This window comes from Streptomyces monomycini (assembly GCF_022271435.1).
Classification (GTDB): domain Bacteria; phylum Actinomycetota; class Actinomycetes; order Streptomycetales; family Streptomycetaceae; genus Streptomyces; species Streptomyces monomycini.
In genome coordinates, this window is sequence record NZ_JAFIQY010000049.1 from 1 (window position 1) to 23,618 (window position 23,618).

At 70.9% G+C, this 23,618-nt stretch carries 24 protein-coding genes and 1 rRNA gene; 9 read left to right on the plus strand and 16 right to left on the minus strand.

Features of this window, described 5'->3' with window-relative positions:
- Window positions 1-109 (plus strand): 5S ribosomal RNA (gene rrf, locus JXZ78_RS35080); the annotation flags it as partial.
- Window positions 110-178: 69 nt separating this feature from the next.
- Here the strand turns inward: rrf and JXZ78_RS35085 are convergent.
- On the minus strand, window positions 179-976 hold the full coding sequence (locus JXZ78_RS35085; RefSeq protein WP_030021093.1) for a DUF6796 family protein: 798 nt from the start codon (window positions 974-976) through the stop codon (window positions 179-181).
- An 81-nt stretch (window positions 977-1,057) separates the two neighbouring features.
- Between JXZ78_RS35085 and JXZ78_RS35090 the strand changes: the two genes are divergently transcribed.
- Window positions 1,058-1,636, plus strand: coding sequence for a GNAT family N-acetyltransferase (locus JXZ78_RS35090; protein ID WP_372498470.1), 579 nt, complete (start codon window positions 1,058-1,060; stop codon window positions 1,634-1,636).
- Between the two features lie 11 nt (window positions 1,637-1,647).
- On the opposite strand, the gene JXZ78_RS35095 is transcribed toward JXZ78_RS35090, so the two are convergent.
- From JXZ78_RS35095 to JXZ78_RS35130, 8 genes are all read right to left on the minus strand, one after another.
- Complete coding sequence (locus JXZ78_RS35095) at window positions 1,648-3,264, minus strand: type IV secretory system conjugative DNA transfer family protein (RefSeq protein WP_275128537.1); 1,617 nt, start codon at window positions 3,262-3,264, stop codon at window positions 1,648-1,650.
- Window positions 3,265-3,404: 140 nt separating this feature from the next.
- A complete protein-coding gene (locus JXZ78_RS35100; RefSeq protein WP_030021090.1) occupies window positions 3,405-4,829 on the minus strand; it encodes an ATP-binding protein in 1,425 nt (474 codons plus the stop codon).
- A 28-nt stretch (window positions 4,830-4,857) separates the two neighbouring features.
- Window positions 4,858-6,420 carry an SCO6880 family protein gene (locus JXZ78_RS35105; protein ID WP_030021089.1) on the minus strand — a complete coding sequence of 521 codons (1,563 nt, stop codon included), beginning with the start codon at window positions 6,418-6,420 and terminating at the stop codon, window positions 4,858-4,860.
- Complete coding sequence (locus tag JXZ78_RS35110) at window positions 6,417-7,796, minus strand: hypothetical protein (protein WP_030021088.1); 1,380 nt, start codon at window positions 7,794-7,796, stop codon at window positions 6,417-6,419. Before JXZ78_RS35110 ends, JXZ78_RS35105 begins: the two co-directional genes overlap by 4 nt.
- Window positions 7,786-8,634 (minus strand): DUF8175 domain-containg protein, encoded by an 849-nt coding sequence (locus JXZ78_RS35115; protein WP_030021087.1) that lies wholly within the window; start codon window positions 8,632-8,634, stop codon window positions 7,786-7,788. Before JXZ78_RS35115 ends, JXZ78_RS35110 begins: the two co-directional genes overlap by 11 nt.
- Window positions 8,635-9,236: 602 nt before the next feature.
- A complete protein-coding gene (locus tag JXZ78_RS35120; protein ID WP_030021086.1) occupies window positions 9,237-9,545 on the minus strand; it encodes a DUF8827 family protein in 309 nt (102 codons plus the stop codon).
- Window positions 9,546-9,781: 236 nt separating this feature from the next.
- The gene (locus JXZ78_RS35125; protein WP_030021085.1) at window positions 9,782-10,012 is read right to left on the minus strand and encodes a DUF397 domain-containing protein; all 231 of its coding nucleotides are present in this window, start codon (window positions 10,010-10,012) and stop codon (window positions 9,782-9,784) included.
- A 43-nt stretch (window positions 10,013-10,055) separates the two neighbouring features.
- Window positions 10,056-10,229, minus strand: coding sequence for a DUF397 domain-containing protein (locus JXZ78_RS35130; protein WP_372498471.1), 174 nt, complete (start codon window positions 10,227-10,229; stop codon window positions 10,056-10,058).
- A gap of 108 nt (window positions 10,230-10,337) precedes the next feature.
- Here JXZ78_RS35130 and JXZ78_RS35135 point away from each other — a divergent pair, with 108 nt between their 5' ends.
- From JXZ78_RS35135 to JXZ78_RS35145, 3 genes are all read left to right on the plus strand, one after another.
- Complete coding sequence (locus tag JXZ78_RS35135) at window positions 10,338-10,673, plus strand: ATP-binding protein (RefSeq protein ID WP_063726107.1); 336 nt, start codon at window positions 10,338-10,340, stop codon at window positions 10,671-10,673.
- A 170-nt stretch (window positions 10,674-10,843) separates the two neighbouring features.
- On the plus strand, window positions 10,844-11,848 hold the full coding sequence (locus JXZ78_RS35140) for an NlpC/P60 family protein (RefSeq protein WP_030021084.1): 1,005 nt from the start codon (window positions 10,844-10,846) through the stop codon (window positions 11,846-11,848).
- 209 nt (window positions 11,849-12,057) lie between these two features.
- Window positions 12,058-12,756: a phosphatase PAP2 family protein gene (locus tag JXZ78_RS35145; RefSeq protein ID WP_030021083.1), complete on the plus strand. Its 699-nt coding sequence runs from the start codon at window positions 12,058-12,060 to the stop codon at window positions 12,754-12,756.
- Between the two features lie 206 nt (window positions 12,757-12,962).
- On the opposite strand, the gene JXZ78_RS35150 is transcribed toward JXZ78_RS35145, so the two are convergent.
- Complete coding sequence (locus JXZ78_RS35150; RefSeq protein WP_030021082.1) at window positions 12,963-14,552, minus strand: FAD-binding oxidoreductase; 1,590 nt, start codon at window positions 14,550-14,552, stop codon at window positions 12,963-12,965.
- Window positions 14,553-14,740: 188 nt separating this feature from the next.
- The gene (locus tag JXZ78_RS35155) at window positions 14,741-14,923 is read right to left on the minus strand and encodes a hypothetical protein (RefSeq protein WP_078624354.1); all 183 of its coding nucleotides are present in this window, start codon (window positions 14,921-14,923) and stop codon (window positions 14,741-14,743) included.
- 145 nt (window positions 14,924-15,068) lie between these two features.
- On the opposite strand from JXZ78_RS35155, the gene JXZ78_RS35160 reads away from it, so the two are divergent.
- Window positions 15,069-16,055 (plus strand): SCO4651 family lipoprotein, encoded by a 987-nt coding sequence (locus tag JXZ78_RS35160; RefSeq protein ID WP_030021081.1) that lies wholly within the window; start codon window positions 15,069-15,071, stop codon window positions 16,053-16,055.
- Window positions 16,056-16,294: 239 nt separating this feature from the next.
- Window positions 16,295-16,492: a hypothetical protein gene (locus JXZ78_RS35165; RefSeq protein ID WP_372498472.1), complete on the plus strand. Its 198-nt coding sequence runs from the start codon at window positions 16,295-16,297 to the stop codon at window positions 16,490-16,492.
- A 58-nt stretch (window positions 16,493-16,550) separates the two neighbouring features.
- On the opposite strand, the gene JXZ78_RS35170 is transcribed toward JXZ78_RS35165, so the two are convergent.
- Window positions 16,551-16,952, minus strand: coding sequence for a metal-sensitive transcriptional regulator (locus tag JXZ78_RS35170; protein WP_030021079.1), 402 nt, complete (start codon window positions 16,950-16,952; stop codon window positions 16,551-16,553).
- Between the two features lie 194 nt (window positions 16,953-17,146).
- Between JXZ78_RS35170 and JXZ78_RS35175 the strand changes: the two genes are divergently transcribed.
- Together JXZ78_RS35175 and JXZ78_RS35180 are read left to right on the plus strand one after the other, a co-directional pair.
- A complete protein-coding gene (locus JXZ78_RS35175) occupies window positions 17,147-17,767 on the plus strand; it encodes a DUF47 domain-containing protein (protein WP_030021078.1) in 621 nt (206 codons plus the stop codon).
- Between the two features lie 6 nt (window positions 17,768-17,773).
- Entirely contained in the window at window positions 17,774-18,772 is a 999-nt protein-coding gene (locus JXZ78_RS35180; protein WP_030021077.1) for an inorganic phosphate transporter, read from the plus strand.
- 151 nt (window positions 18,773-18,923) lie between these two features.
- Here JXZ78_RS35180 and pstB read toward each other — a convergent pair whose 3' ends face one another.
- The 4 genes from pstB to pstS form a co-directional block, all read right to left on the minus strand.
- Window positions 18,924-19,703 carry a phosphate ABC transporter ATP-binding protein PstB gene (gene pstB / locus JXZ78_RS35185; protein ID WP_030021076.1) on the minus strand — a complete coding sequence of 260 codons (780 nt, stop codon included), beginning with the start codon at window positions 19,701-19,703 and terminating at the stop codon, window positions 18,924-18,926.
- Window positions 19,704-19,736: 33 nt separating this feature from the next.
- Window positions 19,737-20,816 carry a phosphate ABC transporter permease PstA gene (gene pstA / locus JXZ78_RS35190; protein WP_030021075.1) on the minus strand — a complete coding sequence of 360 codons (1,080 nt, stop codon included), beginning with the start codon at window positions 20,814-20,816 and terminating at the stop codon, window positions 19,737-19,739.
- The gene (gene pstC, locus JXZ78_RS35195; RefSeq protein ID WP_030021074.1) at window positions 20,813-21,814 is read right to left on the minus strand and encodes a phosphate ABC transporter permease subunit PstC; all 1,002 of its coding nucleotides are present in this window, start codon (window positions 21,812-21,814) and stop codon (window positions 20,813-20,815) included. Before pstC ends, pstA begins: the two co-directional genes overlap by 4 nt.
- A gap of 95 nt (window positions 21,815-21,909) precedes the next feature.
- Window positions 21,910-23,037 (minus strand): phosphate ABC transporter substrate-binding protein PstS, encoded by a 1,128-nt coding sequence (pstS, locus tag JXZ78_RS35200; protein ID WP_030021073.1) that lies wholly within the window; start codon window positions 23,035-23,037, stop codon window positions 21,910-21,912.
- Between the last annotated feature and the right edge of the window lie 581 nt (window positions 23,038-23,618).

Genomic DNA, 23,618 nt, shown 5'->3' on the forward strand with positions numbered 1-23,618 from the left:
TCATAGCGTTAGGGAAACGCCCGGTTACATTTCGAACCCGGAAGCTAAGCCTTTCAGCGCCGATGGTACTGCAGGGGGGACCCTGTGGGAGAGTAGGACGCCGCCGAACAATTTTTCAGCTCCGGTCCCTGAACCTTCTGGTTCAGGGACCGGAGCTTTTTTGCGTTCCGGGACAGCGTCAGGCTGTCGTCTTTCTCCAGAACACCGCGGTGGTGAGGGAGAAGAGCAGCAGGTTGCCGACGCTCAGGGCAGCTCCTTGGAGGGCCGTACCCATGGCACCGGGCCAGAGCTTGGTGACGAGAGTGCCGATGAGCGTGCAGACCAGCGGGTTCGCGATGCTCATCCAGCGGGGCAGGGCGGTGCCGCCACGGAGGACGAGGACGGCCAGCCAGACCGAGCCGACGCCCCAGAGGGCCAGGAGCACCGCGTACGGGATGAAGAGCACCGTGGCGAGGTCGCCCGGGAGGGCGGTCAGCGCGGCGGAGTCGGCGCCGGACTCGTGCACCGCCTTCGCGGCCTGACCCCAGTAGAAGAACGAGCCGTGGGCGAAGGGGGCGAGCGCGTAGCCGGCCGTCAGGAGGAGGAAGGGCGGCAGGGCGAGCCGACGGGGCTGCGGGAGAAGAGCGTGGCGGAAGTGGCGGCAGGCGTAGAGGTAGAGCGGTCCGGTCAGGACGCCGAGCAGGGCTCCCCAGGCCAGGCGGGTGGTGGAGGCGGGGAGCATCGCGGCCAGGGAGTCGCGGGCCATCCCGTCGTACGTGGTGAGGATCGGGTACTGGTCCGGCGCGACCATGGGCTTGCCGAGCAGGAGGATGTCGCCGACGAGCCAGGCCGCGGAGGTCAGGATTCCGGCGATGCCGGCCAGGCGGAGGGCGCGGAGGCTGTGGGGGTCGGGGTCGGGGTCGGGGTCGGTGTCGGTGTGGTTGTCGGTGCGGGAGGTGAGTGGTGCGGGTTCGGAGGTGGGTATGGCTCGGGGCAAGACGGTGCCTCCATGAGAGGAGTAATAGTTAGGTGAGGCTAGCCTAACTAGCAAGTGCGGGGTGGGGAGGGAGGATTACGTGTGGCCAGAGGGACGGGCTGCTGGGATGCTGGGTCGATGGGCTATCTGATCAGGCCGGTGAAGGCGGACGAGTGGAAGCGGCTCAGGGAACTCCGGCTGGCGGCGCTGTCCGACCCGGTGGCGCGCATCGCTTTCAACGAGCCCTTCGAGAAGGTCGCGGCGTACCCGGACGAGGTGTGGCAGCGGCGGGCGGCGCGGAGTGACGAGGACCGGGACCCGCTGACGTTCATCGGCGAGGCACCGGACGGCAGTTGGGGCGGCATGGTCGTCGTGCTCGTCGAGAAGGAGGGCGCGGACGAGCGGGGTGGCGAGGCGCCGTGGGCGCACATCGTCGGGGTCTACGTACGTCCGGAGCATCGCGGTACGGGGCTGGTGCGCGAGCTGTTCGCGGCCGCCGTGGAGTGGGCGTGGGGCCGGTCACGGCCGACGGTGGAGCGCGTACGGCTCTGGGTGCACGAGGAGAACGAGCGCGCGGCGGCCCTCTACCGGTCGCTGGGCTTCGTCGAGACGGGCCGGACGATGGCCGATCCCAAGGACGAGAGCGCTGTCGAGCACGAGATGGCGCTGGAGCGCGCGTAGCGGCCCGCCGGTCAGGCCGGGAGCGTGGCGTGCGGCCAGCGGGCGCGGGCCTGCTCCTGGGAGCGCATCGTCGCCAGCGTCAACAGCCCCTGCGCACGGCCGGTTTCGAGGAGGCCGGGCAGGGCGGGGAACGGCGCCAGCGCCGCGATGTCGTCCAGGACGAGGGTGAGTGGTGGGTCGAGCCGACCGGCGGATGACCGTTCGGCCATGCGGCGGCCGCGCTCGACCACGTTGGAGAGGAGTGCGACGAACAACGGCATCGCACCCGGATTGGTTCGCGGATCCTCGATGGATTCCCCTACCACGTAGAGCGTTCCCCCTTCGTCGATGAAAGATTCGAGAAGAAGGGCATCGGATCGCGCCGGATTGCAGGCGTCCCGGATGTGGATCGAGGCCAGGGACGCCAGGGTGCGGGAGACCAACTCCTGGGCCATCTCGCGGCGTTCCGCGTGTGCGGTCAGTACGGACTCCAGCTCGCCCGCCTGGCCCGCCGACGCCTTCTGGTTCGTACGCAGGATCCGTACGGGCTCGTGCGCGGCGCCCTTGGTGTGGGCCCAGCGGTGCAGTTGGCGGAAGGGCCGCCCGTCCACGGCGGCGGCGTGCAGCCAGCAGCGCAGCAGGGTCGTCGCGGCGTCGGCCACCGCGGAGTCGAGGGTGCCGGCGGGGCGCACGGGGGTGAGGAGCGCGGCCGCGCGGGCCGCGGCGGTGGCGATGTCCTCGCAGCCGGACGTCGGTGACCAGCGTGTCCGGGCCGGGGTGTCCAGGAGGTGCTGCGGGTCGTAGGTCAGCAGCGGGCCCAGTTTGGCGCGGCCGTCCTTGGTGTCGGCCCAGAGGGTGGGGTCGGTGGTGGCGACGACGAGGGGGCCTTCGGCGGCGGCGACGGCGGCCGCGGCGAGCGCGCCGGCCTGGCGGCGGTCGCTGCCGTAGTGAACGGCTGGGGTGGGGGCCGGGAGGAGGTCGGGGGTAGTGACGGTGGGAGTGGGGACAGGGGCGGGGACAGGGATGGGCGGGATGCTTGCGGTGGTTCCAGCGGTTGTAGCGGTGGGCGCGACTGCTGGTGCCGCGGATTCCGAGACCGGTGGTGCCGCGGGCGGCGGGACCGGTGGTGCAGCCGGTTCCGAGGCCGTCGGCGTGACGGGTCCGGTGGCCGTCGGAGTGACGGATTCCGTGGCCGGCGGAGGCGTTGCGACGGCTTCGGCGGCGCCGGCGGTACCGTCCCGCCCGGCAGCCCCGGCAGCCCCGGCAGCCCCGGCAGCCCCGGCAGCCCCTTCCCGCCCGGCGCCCCTGCCCCGCCCGCCGTCCTTCCCCGCAGCACGCCGATTGGCCCGTACGGCCCGGTAGCGGGCGATCGTCCCCAGGGCGAAGACCGTCAGGACGACGAGGACCAGCAGTTCGCTGATGAGGATGCCCCAGAACAGCCCGTATCCGGAGAGCTGTGCGGCCGGGGTGTCGGGCCAGGCGGCGGCGAGGTCGTGCGGGGCGCCTATGAGGCTGCGCAGGGCCAGTGGCGTACGGGTGAAGGTCACGCCGTCCGGCCAGGCGCCGTGGGTGAAGAGTCCGGCCAGGCCGGTCGCCGTCCAGGCCAGGACGGTGAGGCCGAGGAGGAAGACGAGCACGCCGATCAGCAGGGAGTCGGGGACGCCGCGCCCCCGCCCGCCACCCGGGCCGACCGGTCCGGCAGGGCCACCCGGTCCGGCAGGTCCCCCTGCGCCGCCCTGGAGGCCCGTACCGCCGTGCCCGTTCCCCTGACCGTTCCCGTATCCCCGCGTCACGCCACCGTCTCGCTCGACTCGTCCCGGAACTGCCGCCGCATCGCCAGCTCTTCGGCCCGCCGTTCGGCCTCCGCGTCCGCCGCCCGCCCGATCGCGAGCGCTTCCTCCGTCAGCATCGCGGAGCTCTCGGTCATCGCCCGGTCGGTGTAGACCAGGGGCCGTTCCGCCTCGGTGATCAGGTGTTTGACGACCTGGACGTTGCCGTTGACGTCCCACACCGCGATGCCGGGGGTGAGCGTCGGAATGATCTCGACGGCCCAGCGCGGCAGGCCCAGGACGGCGCCGGTGGCCCGGGCCTCGTCGCTCTTCTGGGCGTAGATCGTGCGGGTGGAGGCCATCTTCAGGATCGCCGCGGCTTCCTTGGCGGCCGCCCCGTCGACCACGTCACTGAGGTGATGGACGACGGCGACGAAGGACAGGCCGAGGCGGCGGCCGAACTTCAGGAGCCGCTGGAAGAGTTGGGCGACGAACGGCGAGTTGATGATGTGCCAGGCCTCCTCGACCAGGAAGATCCGTTTCTTCCGGTCGGGCCGGATCCACGTGTGCTCCAGCCACACGCCGACGATGGCCATCAGGATCGGCATCGCGATCGAGTTGCGGTCGATGTGCGAGAGGTCGAAGACGATCAGCGGTGCGTCGAGGTCGATGCCGGCGGTGGTCGGGCCGTCGAACATGCCGCGCAGGTCGCCGTCGACCAGCCGGTCGAGGACCAGCGCCACGTCCAGGCCCCAGGCCCGTACGTCGTCTATGTCGACGTTCATGGCCTCGGCCGACTCCTCCTCCGGGTGGCGCAGCTGCTCGACGATGTCGGTGAGGACCGGCTGCCGGTTGGTGATCGTCTCGTTGACGTACGCGTGGGCCACCTTGAGCGCGAAGCCGGAGCGCTCGTCCAGGCCGCGGCCCATGGCGACCTCGATGATCGTACGGAGCAGGGCCAGCTGGCCGGTCGTGGTGATCGACGGGTCGAGGGGGTTGAGGCGGATGCCGCCGTTGAGGGCGGCGGTGGGGTCCAGGCGGATGGGGGTGATGCCGAGCTGTTCGGCGATCAGGTTCCACTCGCCGACGCCGTCCTCGCCCTGGGCGTCCAGGACGACGACCTGCCGGTCGCGGAAGCGCAGCTGGCGCAGGACGTACGTCTTCTCCAGCGCCGACTTGCCGTTGCCGGACTCGCCGAGGACCAGCCAGTGCGGGGCGGGCAGCTGTTGTCCGTACAGCTGGAAGGGGTCGTAGATGTAGCCCTTGCCGCTGTAGACCTCGCGGCCGATGATCACGCCGGAGTCGCCCAGGCCCGGTGCGGCGGTCGGCAGGTAGACGGCCTGGGCCTGGCCGGTGGAGGTCCGTACGGGAAGCCGCGTCGTCTCCACCTTCCCGAACAGGAAGCTGGTGAACGCCTCGGTGAGCGCTGCGAGCGGATCGAGCATGGCCATGACGTACGCGCCTCCCAGCGGCTTAGCGGCGGATCCCGGTCGCGAACGGCAGCGTGTTCACAAAGGCGCGGTGATGTTCCCGGTCGCACCACTCCAGTTTGAGGTAACTCTTGCCCGCCGAGGCGCGGATGGTGCGTTTGTCGCGGGCCAGCGCCTCCGGGGAGCGGGAGGAGACGGTGATGTAGCCGACGAGGTTGACGCCGGCGGCGCCCGAGGCCAGGTCCTCGCCGCGCTGGTCGACGCGGCCGTGGTGGGCCACGTCGCGCGGGTCGACCACCCGGTTCATCTTGGCGGCCCGGCTGGCCTCCGCGTCGTCGTTGGTCTTCTCCGTCAGCATCCGCTCGATCGCGATCTCGGTGGGCTCCAGGTCCATGCAGACCGCCACCGTACGGATGACGTCGGGAGTGTGCACCAGCAACGGGGCCAGGAAGTTGACGCCGACCGGGGTCAGCGGCCACTCCTTGACCCAGGCCGTGGCGTGGCACCAGGGCGCGCGGGTGGTCGACTCACGGGTCTTGGCCTGGAGGTACGTCGGCTCCATCGCGTCCAGCTCGGCCGGCCAGGCGTTGCGCTGGCTCATCGCCTGGATGTGGTCGATGGGGTGGTCCGGGTCGTACATGGAGTGCACCAGGGAGGACAGCCGGCTCTGCCCGAGCGGCTGGCGTACGCGGATGTCGGCCTCGGCCAGCCGCGCGCAGATGTCGGTCAGCTCGCGGGCCATGACGACGGCCAGGCCCGCGTCCCGGTCCAGCTTCTTGCGGATCACTCCGCCGTTGTGCAGGTGCGCGGCGCGCGCCATGGTGTGCGCCTCGGCGGCCAGTTCGCGGGTGTAGTGCATGCAGGCCACGAGGTAGGCGCGGTGCTGCTCGGAGGAGGTGGAGACCATGGACTGGAGCTGGTCGTAGGAGTCCTGGAGCCAGTCGGGGGAGTCCGGGTTGCCGCGCTGGGCGACGTCCTTGGCGTGGGCGTCGGGGTCGGCGGGGAGGGTACGGGCCAGCATCTGGAGGCGGGTGACGAAGCCGTCCCCGTTGGCGACGTGCTTGAGCAGCGTGCCGAACCGCTCGACGAGGGCCTCCTGGTCCTCGCTGTCGCGCAGGCCGACGCCCGGGCCCTCGATCTCGATGGCGGCCGTGACGGTGCGGCGGTCGGCGTGCAGCAGGACGGCGATCTCGTCCGGGCCGAACGGGGCGGTCAGCCAGTTGATGCGGCCGATGCCGGGCGGCGGGCCGATCTCCACCTCGCGGCCGTCCAGCCGGACACCGGCCTCGGCGGCGCCGGAGCGGTACGTCGTGCCGCGGCGGACCGTACGCCGGTAGCTGCGGTTGATCTCGAACCACTTGTAGAACGTACGGCCGCGGTACGGGAAGTAGACCGCGGCGATCGCCAGCAGCGGGAAGCCGGTCAGGGTGGCGATGCGCAGCGACAGCACCGGCACCAGCAGACCGCACACCATGCCGATGAACGCGCCCGCGATGATCAGCGCGATCTCACCGGTCTCGCGGTTCTTGCCGACGATCGCGTTCGGTCGGGCGCGGCCGATCAGGTAGGTGCGGCGGGGCGTGATCGGGTGAGACTGGGTCGTCAACGCCCGTCACCTCCTGGAGTCTTGCCGGAGCGGGCGTTGCCGGCGGAGCCGGAGCTGGAACCGGGGGACGGATGTGCGCGGGGGGCGGGCGAGGCGGGGGCCGGGACGCGGCCGCCGGAGCCGCCGCCGCGGCTGCCGTGGGCGGCCACACCGCCGGAGACCGCGTCGGCCGGCCGGGCCTGGCCGCCGCCCTGCTCCTGGCCGCCCCCGCCGGACCTGCGGGAACTGTGCGTCTTGATGCCCTGGGACACCAGCGCGGCGGGCGAGGAGATCACGGCGGCGGCCTGCGAGCCCTCGGTGGCCTGCTTCTTGTTCGTACGGGCCGAGACCATCTCGTCGCCGAAACCGGGGACGAAACGGTAGATCACGGCGCTGGCGAAGATGGCCAGCAGGATGATCGCGAGGCCGGAGACGACGGCGGAGATGGCGTTCGGGCCGTCGCCGGTGGTGAGCGCGCCGGCGATGCCCAGGACGATCACGATGACCGGTTTCACCATGATCACCGCGATCATGATGCCCGCCCAGCGGCGGACGTGCCCCCACATGTTCTTGTCGACCAGGCCCGCGTAGACGACCGTGCCGAGCAGCGCGCCCACGTACAGCAGGGCCGCCCGGATCACCAGCTCCAGCCAGAGCACACCGGCCGCCAGCACCGAGACCAGCGAGACCACGATCAGCATGATCGGGCCGCCGCCGATGTCCGTGTCCTTCTTCAGCGCCCCCGCGAACGCCCCGAAGAAGGTGTCGGTCTGCGCGCCCGTCCCCTTCGCGATGATCTCGGTGATGCCGTCCGTCGCGGAGACGACGGTGTAGAGGATCAGCGGCGTGAACGCGGAGGCGAGCACGGTCAGCCAGAGGAAGCCGATTGCCTCGCTGATCGCCTCCGTCAGCCGCACGCCGCGCACGGCGCGCTTGGCGACGGCGAGCAGCCACAGCACGAGGGTCAGTACGGTCGAGGCGGCGAAGACGACGGCGTACTGCTTGAGGAAGGCCGCGTTGGTGAAGTCGACCTGCGAGGTCGCCTTCACGGCGTCGGACAGCTTGTTGACGATCCAGGCGGCGGCGTCGGCACAGCCCTTGGCGAGGGAGGTGAGGGGGTCGAGGGGGTTGTTGTCGGTCAGGCCGCCGGGGGATTTGGGGGTGGTGTTGGCTTTGTCGCCTTCTTGGCAGTATTCCCTGGCGAGGCCGCGAATGAGGTCGCAGGCCTCGTTGCTCGGCGAAGGGCTCGCGGACGGGCTGCCCGTACCCGTAGGTGTGGGCGTGGGGGCGGGGCTCGGCTCCGCGAAGGCGCGTGACGCCAGGAGGAGGACAGTCGTCTGTACGCCCGTCACCATGGCGGTGAGGGAGAGAGCGCGACGACGATGATTAGCGGGCATACGTGAACCCTCCGAAGCCTTGCACAGCCTTGGACATCTCCTCGGCCGACGACGCGGTCTGGTCCCGGCCGACCGGAGCCGGGCCGTCCTTCTGCGTGAAGTCGGTGATCTTCCAGTCGTCGTCGATCCACTGCAGGTCGAAGGTGTTGGTGTACCAGCCCTCCGCGACCGGGTTCTTGGAATCGGAGCCGGCGATGCCGAAGAGGGCCGAGTACCAGACCGAGACCTTGGCCGCGGTGCCCGAGAACCTCTCGACCTTGGTGCCGACCGGGTTGGCCCGGGAGACGAATGTCGACCCGTCAGGAGCCCGGCCGTCGGGCTTCAGCCCGATGCGGCCGAGGAACTTCGGGTTGCCGTACGCCGTGTCGAGGGCGCTTGCGCGGGCTGCCGCCACGTCCGGCGCGTACACCGTGGTGACTATCGTCCGCCGCCGGTCCTTCGTGTACATGCCGTCGCTGTTGAGTGCCACCGCGTAATTCGCCGCCGCCGACTGCGCCCCCTGCTCCGTCTTCGCGAAGCCCGACGCGATGCCGCCGTTCTTGCCCCCGACCGGCTTGGTGCCGGTCGGTGCGGTGGAGCGGGCGTCCGCTTCCTTCGCGCTGTCGTCGCCGGACCCCTGTCCGTCTCCGCCGCGGTTCGCGAAGGCGATGGCCGCGATCAGGAGGACCACCACGCCGACGATCGTGATCAGGTTCCGGCTGGAGGAGCCGGTACGGGTGCGGCGGCCCGCCCCGTACGGGTCGCCGCCGCCGTCGGGAAGTCTGGTGCGGGTCTGGCCGCCCGTGTCCGGGCCGCCCGGCTCGCCACCGCCGTATCCACCGCCATCGCTGAGACTCATCGTGCCTGTGCCCCCTCAACCGACCTGGCCGTCACTGCTGTCCTTTTGCCGCCCGTATATGACCGTAGCCGCGCGGGCAGCGGCTCGGGCGCAGTGGTACGAGTAGATCTCACCGTGACGGGACCTCAGATGTCGGGCGGAAGAGGCGAATGGGGGACTCTGCGGCAGGTGCGTCCACCCCGTGGGCCGCGGCCGCCGCTCGGTCCCCGCCAAGCCCTTGTGTCCCCGCCCGGTACGCGGCCCAATCGGCCCGTTGCTCGCCGGAGTGGCGCAAAGCGGAACGGTTCGGGGCGGAATGAGCGGGCATCGGCGGGTGCTCTCGGCGAAGGGTGTGGCCGGTGGTGGGTGAGGTGAGGAGGGGCTGTGGTGCGGGCGTCCGGCGGGGCGTACGGGAGGAGGCGGTCCGTGGTGCGCTGCGCCGGTGGCGTGCGGGGGCGTGGGTGAGGGGATTCGGGATGTGGGGAGGGGACGGTGGGGTGGTGGTGCGACGGGGGCCGCGGCACGGAGGGCCGGTCGGCCGGCGGCCGGTTCGGCCCGCCGGTCCGTACAGGTCGGCCGGGCCGCTTCCCGGGCACCGGCGCGGCCGTCCCCGGCCGCCCTGGCTACACGGCCATCCCGTACACGATCGTGAAGAGCGTGCCGAGCGACCCGATGATGAACACACCGGTCAGGCCGGCCACGATGAGGCCCTTGCCCTGTTCGGCGCTGAACGTGTCGCGCAGCGCGGTGGCGCCGATGCGCTGTTTGGCCGCGCCCCAGATCGCGATGCCGAGGCAGAGCAGAATCGCTACTGCCATGACCACCTCGATCATGACGCGTGCTTCGTTGCCCAGTGTCCCGAACGGACCCCAGTCCGGGGCGATTCCGCCAATGATGGTGGTGATGTCGCCCTTTTCGGCCGCCAAGTGCATGAATGAACTCACCGCCCCTTATGGGTTGTTGTGTACCCGCGCCACACGGTACGAGCCAGCATCTATCTTCGCCGACAAAACCGCCACCAGATGTCGACTTGGCGGCTTTCTTTGACGGATCCCGTGGGGATTGCGTGCGGGCAGGGGCGCACGGCGCCTGACGGCCCGTCGGCATCACCGTGTGTATCACGGTCGAACACGCCGGGCAATGTACGGACAGAGGGGCGTGAGTGACCTCAAAGCCCCACGAAGTGGTCGAACTCCCCGGCCTTCACGCCGAGGACGAACGCGTCCCACTTGACGCGCGTCGTGGTGACGATGTTGTCCGGTTCGGTGTTCGTCCGCAGATGGACGTCGCCGTCGGCCCCGAAGGCGACCTCGATGTACTCGGGCGCGCTCTCGTCGTCCGTGGCTTTCTGCCAGGTGAGGTTCTCGGGGGGAGTGGGGGGAGTCGGGGTGGTCGGCATAAGTTCCTCCGTCGGGCCCGCGGTGGGCGGTGACCTCGTGCACTCACTCGTACGCGGAGGACTTTACGGCCCGGAGGAACGCGGTCCAGGCGTGGCCGGTGGCCTGGGCGACCCCCCCGGGGTGGTCGCTCTCCCGGTAGAGGATCGGTCCGCTCGCGCTCGCGGCCACCTCTACGCAGTCGTCCTGGGGTGCGCACTGCAGGAAGACTCGCGCCAGACGAGCTGCGACATGGTGGTTCCTTACAACGTGTGCACGAGGTGGTGGATCAGGGGCAGCGAGTCCCGGCCCTCATGAGACTCGGGCTTCGTCCCGGATCCGGGGTGGGTGCGTACGGCCAGTAACGCGGTCGGTACGGCGGTGCGCTCGGCCGGGCGGGGCGGGCTGGCGGGCACCGCGCTGCTGTTGACCTCCGAGGTGGTGACGAACGCTGTCAACGCCCGCCGCCGCAGTGGCTGTTCGGAGCCGGTGACGCTGTACGGGGAGTGGCCGGGGCCGGGCACGTTGCGGGTGCTGGTGCACGACGGGGCGCCGGGGCTGCCGGTACGGCGGTGGTACGCGGACGACGCGACGGGCGGGCGCGGGCTGTACCTGGTCGGGGTGTGTGCCGACGAGTGGGGTGTGTGCCGACGAGTGGAGTGTGTGTCGGCACGGGCCGGGTGACGGGAAGTCGGTCTGGTTCGAGCTGGGGGAGCGAGGGGCGGGCGCGGCGTGGATCCGCGCGCCCGGGGCGGTCTGCCGGGAGCGCGGGAGGTGGCCCGTACAGCCGTGGTGTGGCGAGGTACATGACGAAAACGGCGGTGAAACGCGCCCGTTTGGGGGAGGGTTGTGGGGTGCGCAAATACTGGGTGGCCGGTGGGGTCGGGGTCGGGCTGGTGCTCTGCTTCCTCGCGCTGCTCGTGGTGGGTACGTACACGGCCGCCGCGGGCCTGGCGGGTGGTGCGGGCCGGGCGGTGGGGCTGGCGAAGGGCGCGGTGCCGGCCTCGTACCAGCCGCTGGTGCAGAAGTGGGGCAATCTGTGCCCCGCCATCAACCCGGCGCTGCTCGCCGCGCAGCTGTACCAGGAGAGCGGCTGGAACCCGAGGGCGCAGAGCCCGGCGGCGGCGCAGGGCATCGCCCAGTTCATCCCCGGTACGTGGGCTTCGCACGGCATCGACGGCAACGGGGACGGGCGGCGGGACGTGTGGGACCCGGCGGACGCGATCCCGTCGGCGGCGTCGTACGACTGCGAGCTGGCGAAGTACGTGAAGGACGTGCCCGGTGATCCGGCGCACAACATGCTGGCGGCGTACAACGCGGGCGCGTACCGGGTGATCAAGGCGGGCGGGGTGCCGGCGATCAGCGAGACGCAGAACTACGTGAAGATCATTACGACCCTCGCCAAGAGCTTCGAGGCGCCGGTCGGGCGGGTGCCGGCCTCCCGGCAGGCGGCCGCCGCGATCTCCTTCGCCCAGGAGCAGCTGGGCAAGCCGTACCTGTGGGGCGGGAACGGCACGCCGGACCAGGACGGGCGGTTCGACTGCTCGGGGCTGACGAAGGCGGCGTACCACGCGGTGGACATCGAGCTGCCGCGGGTGGCCAACGACCAGTGGAACGCCGGGCCGCATCCGAAGCGGGACGAGCTGCTCCCCGGGGACCTGGTGTTCTTCGCGCACAACCTGAACGATCCGCGGTCCATCCACCACGTCGGGATCTATGTGGGCGGCGGATACATGATCAATGCTCCGTACACGGGCGCGGTGATCCGGTTCGACAAGATCGACACACCGGACTACATCGGTGCGACCCGGGTCACCGAAGATGGCGCGAAAGCGCTGCCCCGACCGAACGCTGCGTGAACATGGGGCCCTGAACTGCGGACATCAGTCTCTCTTCGATAACGTCCTGGTGATCATCCGGTGGAAGCTGGAACGGCTCGGCTGTCCATCGCGTTTCCTGGGCATGGAGACATGGCGAGGCCGTGGAATTCCGGCCACGCCCGACGACCACGGGGGTTGGCAGCACTCACACGGCGCTCGCGCGCGCGAAAGGTAAGGGGCCGCGGCAGATGGCTGGACTCGCAGTGGACGGGTCGAACCCCGATGTGAACGTGCTCGACGGCATCAACGGCCTCGCGAAGGACGCACCGGAGTGGCTCAACCGCGCCACGAAGTTCGTGGGGGAGTACGGCCTCATCGCCGCGCTCGCCGTGCTCTGTCTGATCGCCTGGTGGGGCGCGCGCAGGCGGCCGGACGCGCCGGGCAGGGTGGCGGGCCTGGTGTGGGCGCCGCTGGCCGCCGGGGTGGCGCTGCTGGCCAACATCCCGATCCGGGCGGTGGTGGAGCGGCCCCGGCCGTTCCGGGTCCACGCGGGGCTGGAAGTCCTCGTGCCCGGCAAGACGGATTTCTCCTTCGTGAGCGACCACGCGACGCTGACCATGGCGGTCGGCGTGGGCCTGTTCATCGCCCACCGCAAGTACGGGCTGATCGGTATCGGCCTGGCGCTGCTGGAAGGCTTCTGCCGGGTCTACATGGGCGTGCACTACCCGACGGACGTCATCGGCGGCTTCGCGCTCGGCACGGCGGTGGCGCTGCTGCTGGCGCCGGTGGCGCAGGCGATGCTGATCCCGGTGACGACGGCCGTGGGGCGCTCGTCCGCATGGTGGCTCGTCCGGGCCGGCGGCCCCGCGCCCCGTGCGGTCTCCGAGCCGGTGACGGCCGTACCGCCGGTGGCGCGCGAGGAGCGGGACGAGGACCTGGCGGCGTAGCCGGGGAGAGGAACGGACGGACGACGAGGGAGGACCGGGGCCGACAGCCCGGTCCTCCCTCGTCGTATGGGGGCGGGCGGGCCGTCACCCTCGTCGTACAGGGGGCGGACACGCCGTCACCTCCGTTGTACGGGGGGCGGGCGGGCCATCACCCGTCCAACGGGACGGACGTACCGCCACCCCGCCGCAAGCGGACGGACGTACCGTCACAGGGCCTGCGGAAACGTCCTGAACAGCCCGTTCGGATCGTACTGCCGCTTCAGCTCGGTGAGGCGGCCGGCGGCCGGGCCGTAGTAGGCCTTCTTCCAGTCGGTCAGGGCCGCGTCCGTGTAGTTCTGGTAGGCGGCGCCCGAGGCGTAGCGCCGCATCGCGCCGTGGACGCCGTCCAGCCAGGCGCTCTGGGCGGCGCCCGTGCCGCCCGCCTTCCAGGACGCCAGGTACTGCGCGAGGAAGCGCGAGCGGCGGTGCACGAAGGCGGTGTCGGTGGGGCGGACCCGGTTGATCGCGCCGCCCAGTGCGGTCAGCGACGTGTTGCCGGCGACGCCCTTGCGGCTCGCGGCCTCGATCTGGCCGAGCAGGGCGCGGATGCCGGCCGCGTCCAGCGAGCGGTCGTAGAAGTCGGAGCGGGCGGCGTACGTCTCGCGGGCGAGCTTGCCGGCGGCGTCGCGGCCGGGGAGGGCGCCCGGCAGGTGGCACTGCTCGGTGGTCTTCGAGGAGCACCCCGCGTAGGACTCCATCGCGTCGAGGTACGAGCTGGGCGTCAGCCGTACGGACTTCGCGGGCCCGGGCCCGCCCGCGCGGTCGGCCAGTTTGTCGACGGCGTTCTGGAGGTCGCCGTAGGAGCCGAGGGAGAAGGCGGCGACGGAGACGGTCGGGGTGCCGCCAGGGTGGGCGTCCAGGTGCAGGGACGACCATATTTCGTCGGGCTGGGTGGGGCCCCACTCCTGCCAGGAGCGCAGCAGGGCGGTGGCCTTGGCCCAGGGCCACGTCAGGTAGGCCATGACCGAGCGGGGCGCGGCGTGGGTGCGGAAGCGGAGCTCGGTGACCACGCCGAAGTTGCCGTTGCCGGCGCCACGCAGCGCCCAGAAGAGGTCGCTGTCGCGCTTGGCGTCGCACTCGACGGTCTTGCCGTCGGCGGTGACGACGGTGGCGCCGACGAGGCTGTCGCAGGTCAGACCGTAGGCGCGGGACGCGACGCCGTGGCCGCCGCCGAGGGTGAGGCCCGATATGCCGACGGTCGGGCAGGAGCCGCCGGGGATCGTGACGTCGTGCTTGCCGAGGCCTTCGTAGACCTCGATGAGCTTGGCGCCGGCGCCGATGCGGGTGATGCCGCCGGAGGGGGCGGAGACCGAGTTCAGGGCGGACACGTCGATGACGAGCTTGCCGTTGCCGCTGGACCAACCGGCATACGAGTGACCCCCGTTGCGTATCGCGACGGGGGCGTTGTAGCGGCGGGCGAAGGACAGGCACTCGGCTATGTCGGCCGGGTGGCGGACGTAGGCGACGGCCGCGGGCTTCAGGTTGTCGTAACGGGTGTTGTACAGGCGGCGGGCCGCGTCGTACGAGGCTTCGCCGGCGCGTATCAGCTTGCCGTCGAGGCTCTTGCGCAGCGCGTCCCACGACGCCTTGGCGGCCGGGGGCCTGCCCGTCTGCGAGCTGGTGTTGAGGCCGACGCCGCCGGACGCGGCGCCGCCGGGGGTGTTCGCGTGGCCGGTGTCGGTGCTGCAGGCGGTGGTCAAGCCGGCGGTCGCCGCCGCGAGTCCGCCGCCGGCTGCCAGTATCGTGCGCCGCTTCATTGTGAACTGCCCCTTTTGGGACCCTTTGCGGGTCCGCGCGCCGTGGATGCTTCCCCCTACCCAGATGGGGCGGGGGCCCGGGGAGGTTCCAGGGGCATGGCTCTGGGGCGCTACGTGCGGTTATGGGCGTGGGGGCCTGCCGGGCGGGCGCGGCGCGTCCGCCCGGAGCCGGTCGGCGGGGCCGGTGCTCACCCCGCCCGGTGGTGCTGTTCCGCGTCCGTCCGTGCCTGGGAGCGGGCCCGGCGCGCCGGGCCGTGCCAGCCGCAGATGCAGCGGGCCAGGCAGAACGAACCTCGTTCGGTGGTGGTGGTCCGGTGGTCGGGCGCCCCGGAGAGCGGCGCCGTCGGCTCCTGTGCTGCTCGGTCCTGCACAGCGCCACGCTACGCGCCCCAGGTGTACGGGCGTGACGAAGCGGGCTGAACAGTCGTTGAACGGAACGGGTCGTGGTGGTCCGGACAACCGGAACATCCCGGTCCGCTACTACCCGAGCAGAGCGGCCGAGGGGGCTCGTACGCGATGGTGGTGCAGGACAGGCGAGGCGGTGCCGTCGCGGCCGCCGTGTGCGGGGTGGGCCTGCTGGCCGGGCTGCTCACCACGGGCTGTTCCCCCAACGGGGCGGCGGCCGACGACCACACCTCGGCCCGCCGCTCCGCAGACGGCCCGGTGGGCGGGTCCGCGGCCGGGCCGCCCTTCACCGACCGTGCCCGCTCACCGGGCGACCGTCCGTCCGCCGGGCCGCGGGACCCCGCCGGCCCGGCGGACGCCGGCTCCCCGGCCGGCCGTACGGACTACGCCGCGGCCCTGCGTGCCAGTGCCGACGCGCTGGTCCGGGCCGGCTCCTCCCGGGTGCGTACGGAGCTGGAGACCGTCAGCGGCGGCACCCGCGTCGCCATCCGGGGGACCGGCGGCCACGACTACCGCGAGCGGACCGGGCAGCTGGACGTACGGCTTCCGGACACCGGCGACGGGAGCGGCGCGCAGCGCACGATCACCGAGATCCTCACGCCGTCCGCGCTGTACATGAAGAACCGCGGGGCGGGCGTGCCGGCCGGCAAGTGGGTGCGGGTGGACACCGCCTCGCTGGCCGACGGCAATCTCGTCACCGGCGGCGCGACCGATCCGATGGCCGCCGCCGAGCTGCTGCGGGGCGTGCGGGAGGTGACGTACGAGGGGCGGGAGCGGCTGGACGGCGTCCCGGTGCGGCACTTCAGCGGGACGACGGACATCGGGGCCGCGGCGCGCGCGGCGTCCGCGGCGGTGCGGCCCGCGCTGACCGCGGCGGAGAAAGGCTTCACCACCGACGTGGTGCCCTTCGACGCGTACCTGGACGACACCGGGCGGCTGCGCAAGGTGCGCCAGCGTTTCCGCTTCGCCAACGGTACGACGGGCGGGACGTCGGTGACCTCCACCACCACGCTGTACGGCTTCGGGGCGCCGGTCCCGGTCCGGCTGCCCGACCGGGCCGACATCTACACGGGCAAGGTCGCCGCCGCGGGCGGCTGATCACGGTCGCCGCGGGCGGCTGATCACGGTCGCCGTGGGCGGCCGGGCGTGGTCGTCGCGGGTGTCCGGGCGGCGCGGCCGGCGGGCCCGGCCCGGACCGGGCGGCGGCGTCCGGGGCACGTGTCCACGGCTTGTGCGAACTGGCGGAAATGGTCCATCCGTGCCATGCGCGGAGCGTGCGCCCGTACCTACTCTGGGCGGTAACCACCAGAAGAGTGGGGAGGCGCTCGAAGGAGGAGGTGTTGTACGTGGCCGGACACCGCAACTCGACGGTTCAGGACCACGTAGCCCTCGTCGAGATCGACCTGACTGGTGAGTTGATGATCGCGGCGGCCGCCGCGAGCGAGGATCGGCTCAGCTCGGACCGTATCGACGAGGTGCTGGACGTGGACGCGGACCGCGCGCAACCGGGTCACGGACCCGGGAACCCCAGGTGAGCGGGCGGCGGCGCCGGGCGTGACGGTTGCGCGGCAACCGTACGTCCGGCCTCCGCGCTCAGGTGCGCAGCATCCGCTCGATGGCCTTGGTGGCTTCCTTGACCTTCTCGTCGATGGCCTCGGGGCCCTTGACGGCGGCGTCGGCGACGCAGTGCCGCAGGTGCTCCTCCAGGAGCTGGAGGCCGAAGGACTGCAGGCCCTTCGTGCTCGCCGACACCTGGGTGAGTATGTCGATGCAGTACACATCTTCTTCCAGCATCCGCTGGAGGCCGCGGATCTGGCCCTCGATCCGGCGCAGCCTCTTGAGGTGTGCGTCCTTGTGCTGCGCGTAGCCGTGGATGCCCAGATCGTGAGCGGTGACGGCGTCGGGGCCGGCGGCGAGGGCGGTTTCCGGCCCGCCGGCGTGGTGGGCCGCGGCGGCTGCGGTGGTGCCGTTGGTGTCGGCGTCCGTGGTCGTCATGGCCATCTCCCGTGATACGTAGGCATTCCATATACCCCTAGTGGGTATATGGTACAGAAATTCGCGGGCGCGGGCGGTACCCCGTGCAGAGCATGCTGCCCGATGGGCGACACTGAAGGAATGCCGGTTAGCTGTGGCTGGATGATGCGCCTAGCATCAACTCGACCGAATCCGATGCACCCCGAGGATTTCACGTGCGCTTTCGTCTGACCCCCAGGGAGACGAGCTTCTACGACATGTTCGCGGCGTCCGCGGACAACATCGTCACAGGCTCCAAGCTCCTGATGGAACTGCTCGGGGCGGACGCCTCCGCGCGGACAGAGATCGCCGAGAGGATGCGGGCGGCGGAGCACGCGGGGGACGACGCGACCCACGCGATCTTCCACCAGCTGAACTCTTCGTTCATCACGCCGTTCGACCGCGAGGACATCTACAACCTCGCCTCGAAGCTCGACGACATCATGGACTTCATGGAGGAGGCCGTCGATCTGGTCGTCCTCTACAACATCGAGGAACTGCCCAAGGGCGTCGAGCAGCAGATCGAAGTGCTGGCGCGGGCGGCGGAGCTGACCGCCGAGGCGATGCCGAACCTGCGCACGATGTCCAACCTCACCGAGTACTGGATCGAGGTCAACCGCCTGGAGAACCAGGCCGACCAGATCCACCGCAAGCTGCTCGCGCACCTGTTCAACGGCAAGTACGACGCCATCGAGGTGCTCAAGCTCAAGCAGATCGTGGACATCCTGGAAGAGGCGGCCGACGCCTTCGAGCATGTCGCCAATACGGTCGAGACGATCGCGGTCAAGGAGTCCTGACCTCCGGTGGACACCTTCGCGCTCATCGTGACCATCGGGGTCGCGCTCGGATTTACGTACACCAACGGCTTCCACGACTCCGCGAACGCCATCGCGACCTCGGTCTCCACCCGGGCCCTGACCCCGCGGGCGGCGCTCGCGATGGCCGCGGTGATGAACCTCGCCGGCGCCTTTTTGGGCAGCGGGGTCGCCAAGACGGTCAGTGAGGGACTGATCTCCACGCCCGAGGGCTCCAAGGGGATGGGCATCCTCTTCGCCGCCCTGGTCGGAGCGGTGGTCTGGAACCTGGTCACCTGGTACTTCGGCCTGCCGTCGTCGTCCTCGCACGCGCTGTTCGGCGGCATGGTGGGCGCGGCGCTGGCGGGCGGTACGACCGTCTACTGGTCGGGCGTCATAGAGAAGATCGTCGTTCCGATGTTCCTCTCGCCCGTGATCGGGCTGGTCCTCGGCTATCTCGTGATGGTCGTGATCATGTGGCTGTTCCGGAAGTCCAACCCGCACAAGGCGAAGCGGGGCTTCCGCATCGCGCAGACGGTCTCGGCGGCCGGCATGGCGCTCGGGCACGGCCTCCAGGACGCCCAGAAGACCATGGGCATCGTGGTGATGGCGCTGGTCATCGCGGACGTCCAGGGTGCCGGCGACGCCATCCCGGTCTGGGTGAAGATCGCCTGTGCGCTGACCCTGTCACTGGGCACGTACGCGGGCGGCTGGCGCATCATGCGCACGCTCGGCCGGCGGATCATCGAACTGGACCCGCCGCAGGGCTTCGCGGCCGAGACGACCGCGGCGTCCGTCATGTACACCGCCTCGTTCATGTTCCACGCGCCGATCTCCACCACCCACGTCATCACCTCGGCGATCATGGGTGTGGGCTCGACCAAGGGCACCCGCGCGGTGCGCTGGGGTGTCGCCAAGAACATCGTCATGGGCTGGTTCATCACCATGCCCGCCGGCGCGGCGGTGGCCGCCCTGTGTTACTGGTGCGTCCATCTGGTGTTCGCGTGACGCCGCACGGCCGCTGAGCCGCACGTTCTTGTGGGCCCGCCCTCCGGTTCCGGAGGGCGGGCCTCGTCCTTGCGGTGGCACCGCCATGCAGCACCGCAGGACGTACGGGGCGGGCCCGGGTCCGGGCCCCGCGCGGAGCCCGGACGGGCGCTCAGCCGAAGCGGCCGGAGATGTAGTCCTCGGTGGCCTGGACCGACGGGTTGGAGAAGATCCGCTCGGTGTCGTCGATCTCGACCAGCTTGCCGGGCTGCCCGACCGCGGCCAGGTTGAAGAAGGCCGTACGGTCCGAGACGCGCGCCGCCTGCTGCATGTTGTGCGTCACGATGACGATCGTGAACCGTTCCTTCAGCTCGCCGATCAGGTCCTCGATGGCGAGGGTGGAGATCGGGTCGAGGGCCGAGCACGGCTCGTCCATCAGCAGCACCTGCGGCTCGACCGCGATGGCGCGGGCGATGCACAGCCGCTGCTGCTGGCCGCCGGACAGGCCGGAGCCGGGCTTGTTCAGCCGGTCCTTGACCTCGTTCCAGAGGTTGGCGCCCTTGAGGGACTTCTCGACGACGTCGTTCAGCTCGGACTTCTTCTTCACCGTGCCGTTCAGGCGCAGGCCCGCCGCGACATTGTCGAAGATCGACATGGTGGGGAACGGGTTCGGGCGCTGGAAGACCATGCCGACGGTACGGCGTACCGCCACCGGGTCCACGCCGCTGCCGTACAGGTTCTCGTCGTCCAGCATCACCTTGCCCTCGACGCGGCCGCCCGGGGTGACCTCGTGCATCCGGTTCAGGGTGCGCAGGAACGTCGACTTGCCGCAGCCCGAGGGGCCGATGAAGGCGGTCACCGAGCGGGGCTCGACGGTCATGGAGATGTCGTCGATGGCCCGGTGGCTGCCGTAGTAGGCGGAGAGGCCGCTGACGTCGATTCGCTTGGCCATGGAAATCACTGCTTCTTTCGTGACGCTGGAGAGTCAGCGGCCGGTCTTGGGGGCTTTCCAGCGGGCGATGCCGCGGGCCACCAGGTTGAGGATCATGACGAAGGCGATCAGGACGAGCGCCGCGCCCCACGCACGGTCGTACGAGGCGTCGGAGCCCTGCTGCCACTGCTGGAACACGTACAGCGGCAGCGACTGCTGGGCGCCTTCGAAGGGGTTGCTGTTGATCGTCTTCGCGCCCCAGACCAGCAGCAGTACGGGTGCGGTCTCACCGGTGATACGGGCGATGGCCAGCATCACGCCGGTGGCGATGCCGCCGACCGAGGTGGGCAGCACCACCTTGAGGATGGTGCGCCACTTCGGCACGCCGAGGGCCAGGGACGCCTCGCGCAGCTCGTTGGGGACCAGCTTGAGCATCTCCTCGGTGGAGCGCACGACCACCGGCATCATCAGGATGGCCAGCGCCATCGCGCCGGCGAAGCCGGACGGGCCGAAGCCGAGGATCAGGATCCACACCGACAGGACGAACAGGCCGGCCACGATCGAGGGGATGCCGGTCATCACGTCGACGAAGAAGGTGACGGCCTTGGCCAGCTTGCCGCGCCCGTACTCGACCAGGTAGATCGCGGTGAGCAGGCCGATCGGCGCGGCGATGAGCGCGGCCAGGCCGACCTGCTGGAGGGTGCCGACGAGGGCGTGGTAGATGCCGCCGCCGGCCATCGCGTCCGGCAGGGTGCCCATCGAGTGGCTGAGGAAGTAGCCGTCGACGACCTTGATGCCGCGGGCGACGGTCTCCCAGATGAGGGAGGCGAGCGGGACCACGGCCAGCAGGAAGCAGATCCACACCAGGCTGGTGGCGAGGCGGTCCTTGGCCTGCCGGGTGCCTTCGACGGCGGCGGCGAGCAGGAACGTGCCGAGGACGAACAGCAGGGCGGCGATCAGGCCCCACTGGATACGGCTCTCCAGGCCCGCTGCCAGGCCGATGCCGCAGCCCACGGCGGCCGCGGCCGCGGCGAGCCCGGCGGGGGCCCAGCGGGGCAGCCGGGGCTGTTTGAGCGAGACCGGGAGGGGCGCGCTGTCGGCGACGGGCCGTCGCGCGGTGACCGTGTTACTCATGCGTTGGCCCCCGAGTACTCCTTGCGGCGGGCGATGATCAGGCGGGCCGCGCCGTTGACGAGCAGCGTGATGACGAAGAGGACGAGGCCGGAGGCGATCAGGGCGTCCTGCCCGAACTCGTCGGCCTCGCTGAACTTGCTGGCGATGTTCTGGGCGAAGGTGCCGCCGCCCCCGTCCAGCAGGCTGGTGTTGATCAGGAAGCTGGGGGACAGGACGGTGGCCACCGCCATCGTCTCGCCGAGCGCGCGGCCCAGGCCCAGCATCGAGGCGCTGATGACGCCGGAGCGGCCGAACGGCAGGACGGACATCCGGATGACTTCCCAGCGGGTCGCGCCGAGCGCGAGCGCGGCCTCCTCGTGCATCTTCGGCGCCTGGAGGAAGACCTCGCGGCTGACGCTGGTCACGATCGGCAGGATCATGATCGCGAGCAGGATGCCGACGGTGAACAGCGAGCGGGGGGCCTCGTCGGCGTAGGAGAAGATCCCGGTCCAGCCGAGGTAGTCGTCCAGCCAGCTGTAGAGGCCGGTCAGGTGCGGTACGAGGAACAGGGCGCCCCACAGGCCGTAGATGATGCTGGGCACCGCGGCGAGCAGGTCGACGACGTACCCGAGCAGCGAGGCCAGCTTGCGCGGCGCGTAGTGCGAGATGAACAGCGCGATGCCGACCGCGACCGGGACCGCGACGGCCATCGCGATCACCGAGCTGACCACGGTGCCGAAGGCGAGGACGGCGATGCCGAACTTCGGCTCGGTGCCGGAGGCGGTCCACTCGAAGTAGGTCAGGAAGTTCGCGTGGTCCCCGGAGACGGCGATCACCGAGCGGACGGTGAGGAAGGCCGCGATGGCCGCCATGATCACCAGGAGGGCGATGCCCGAGCCGCGGGACAGGCCGAGGAAGATCCGGTCTCCGGGGCGGACCGCGCTGCCGGACACCGGGGAGGCGGCGGGCGGCGCGGGTGGTGGCGGTGGTGCGCTGGATATCGAGGGTGCTGAGTTCATGGTTTCTCCGGTCTGCGGAGCCCGGCGGGGGCTCCTGGCGCGGCGGTGCACCGGACGGGCGGCGGCCTGCGGGGCGCGGGCCGCCGCCCGGTGGGTCAGGAGAGCGAGGCGACGGTCGAGCGGACCTTGTCGGCGATCTCGGCCGGCAGCGGCGCGTAGCCCAGCTCCTTGAGGGCGTTCTGGCCGTCCTTGCTGGCGATGTAGGTCAGGAAGGACTTGGTGGCGGGCAGGGTCTCCGCCTTGTTGCCCTTGTCGCAGGCGATCTCGTACGTGACCAGGGTGATCGGGTAGGCACCCTCGGCCTTGGTGGTGTAGTTGAGCTTCAGGGCCAGGTCGCTGCCCTTGCCGACCTGCTTGGCCTCGGCGATGGCCTTGGAGGCGTTGTCGACGGTGGCCTCGACCGGGTCCTTGGCGCCGGTGTTCAGCTTGACCGTGTTGATCTTGCCGGCCGTGGCGTACGACAGCTCGAAGTAGGAGATCGCCCCGCTGGTCTGCTTGACCTGCGAGGACACCCCTGCCGAGCCGGACGCGGCCTGGCCGCCCTTGCCCTCCCAGGTCTTGCCGGGCTCGTGCTTCCAGGCGCCGGGGGCGGCGCCCTTGAGGTACTTGGTGAAGTTGTCGGTGGTGCCGGAGTCGTCGGAGCGGTGGAACGCCTGGATCTTGAGGTCCGGCAGGTTGGCGTCCGGGTTGAGCCGCTTGACCGCCTCGTCGTTCCACTTGGTGATCTCCGAGTCGAAGATCTTGGCGAGGGTCGGCGCGTCCAGCACGAGGCTGTCCACGCCCGGCACGTTGTAGCCGACCGCGATCGGGCCGCCCACCATCGGCAGGTTGATCGCCTGGCCGCCCTTGCAGACCTGCTTGGACTTCTCCACCTCCTCGGGCTTGAGCGCCGAGTCGGAGCCCGCGAAGGCGGTCTGGCCCTGGAGGAAGGTGGTGATGCCCGCGCCGGAGCCGGTGGGCTGGTAGTTGATGCTGGTGTCCTTGCAGGCGCCCGAGTAGGCCTGCACCCAGGCGTCCATGGCGTTCTTCTGCGCGGACGAGCCGGAGGCGAGCAGCTTGCCCTTGCCCTCGCACTTGATGTTGCCGGTCTTCGCCGCGGAAGCCGCCCCGCCGCCACCACTGGTGTCGTCGGAGCCGCACGCCGACAGGGTCAGGGCACCGGTGACGGCGAGAGCGCCGACGGCGAGGGCGCGAACCCGGTTGTTGCGCTGCAGCTGCTTCACTGTCGTGAGTTCCTTCCTGGGGCGCGCCGCTTCGTGTTCGGCGTGCGGGGTGCGGACGTGGTGGTCACCGGCGTGGCGACCGGGTGGTCACCCGGATGGTGACCGCGAGGTCACTGTGCGGCGGCCGCAGCGGTCGGGCAAGGGTCGCCGGAGCGGGTGGTCGGTTGGTTCAGCAATGCCGTGCCGCGTTCGCTCCGCAGGAGTGGCGCGCCGCTCGGTACGGCCGAAATTAGGCAGATCAGGTGAAGCCGCCGATGGAGGAGAGTGAACGCCGGGTGAACCTCGGCCGTCGGCTGGGGGCGGCGCGCGGGCGGCCCGGAATCCTGCGCGGTGCTCTGTCGGTTTACCCGCCGGTATGGCAGCATCCGCGCCTGTGGACGTGCACGAATCGGTGCGGAACGACCGGAGGTGGCTGGTGGGGCGGCAGGGGGCAGGGCGGGACAATCCCGATGCGTACGACAAACGTGACGTACGGGACGGCGCGGGCGCGGCGGACGAGCCGCGGCGGGTGGGCGCGGGGGGCCTGACGGGCGTACGGAACGTGGTGGGCGCGGGGAGCAGGGCAGGTGTACGGAACCTGG

Bases quoted from the DNA above. Each gene is read 5' to 3' on its own strand.
- JXZ78_RS35160 (WP_030021081.1), top strand. From the start codon at position 15,069: ATGGTGGTGCAGGACAGGCGAGGCGGTGCCGTCGCGGCCGCCGTGTGC.
- JXZ78_RS35115 (WP_030021087.1), bottom strand. From the start codon at position 8,634: ATGAGTCTCAGCGATGGCGGTGGATACGGCGGTGGCGAGCCGGGCGGC.
- JXZ78_RS35120 (WP_030021086.1), bottom strand. From the start codon at position 9,545: ATGCACTTGGCGGCCGAAAAGGGCGACATCACCACCATCATTGGCGGA.
- pstA (WP_030021075.1), bottom strand. From the start codon at position 20,816: ATGAGTAACACGGTCACCGCGCGACGGCCCGTCGCCGACAGCGCGCCC.
- JXZ78_RS35100 (WP_030021090.1), bottom strand. From the start codon at position 4,829: ATGCTCGATCCGCTCGCAGCGCTCACCGAGGCGTTCACCAGCTTCCTG.
- pstC (WP_030021074.1), bottom strand. From the start codon at position 21,814: ATGAACTCAGCACCCTCGATATCCAGCGCACCACCGCCACCACCCGCG.
- pstB (WP_030021076.1), bottom strand. From the start codon at position 19,703: ATGGCCAAGCGAATCGACGTCAGCGGCCTCTCCGCCTACTACGGCAGC.
- JXZ78_RS35170 (WP_030021079.1), bottom strand. From the start codon at position 16,952: ATGACGACCACGGACGCCGACACCAACGGCACCACCGCAGCCGCCGCG.
- JXZ78_RS35110 (WP_030021088.1), bottom strand. From the start codon at position 7,796: ATGCCCGCTAATCATCGTCGTCGCGCTCTCTCCCTCACCGCCATGGTG.
- JXZ78_RS35145 (WP_030021083.1), top strand. From the start codon at position 12,058: ATGGCTGGACTCGCAGTGGACGGGTCGAACCCCGATGTGAACGTGCTC.
- JXZ78_RS35150 (WP_030021082.1), bottom strand. From the start codon at position 14,552: ATGAAGCGGCGCACGATACTGGCAGCCGGCGGCGGACTCGCGGCGGCG.
- JXZ78_RS35125 (WP_030021085.1), bottom strand. From the start codon at position 10,012: ATGCCGACCACCCCGACTCCCCCCACTCCCCCCGAGAACCTCACCTGG.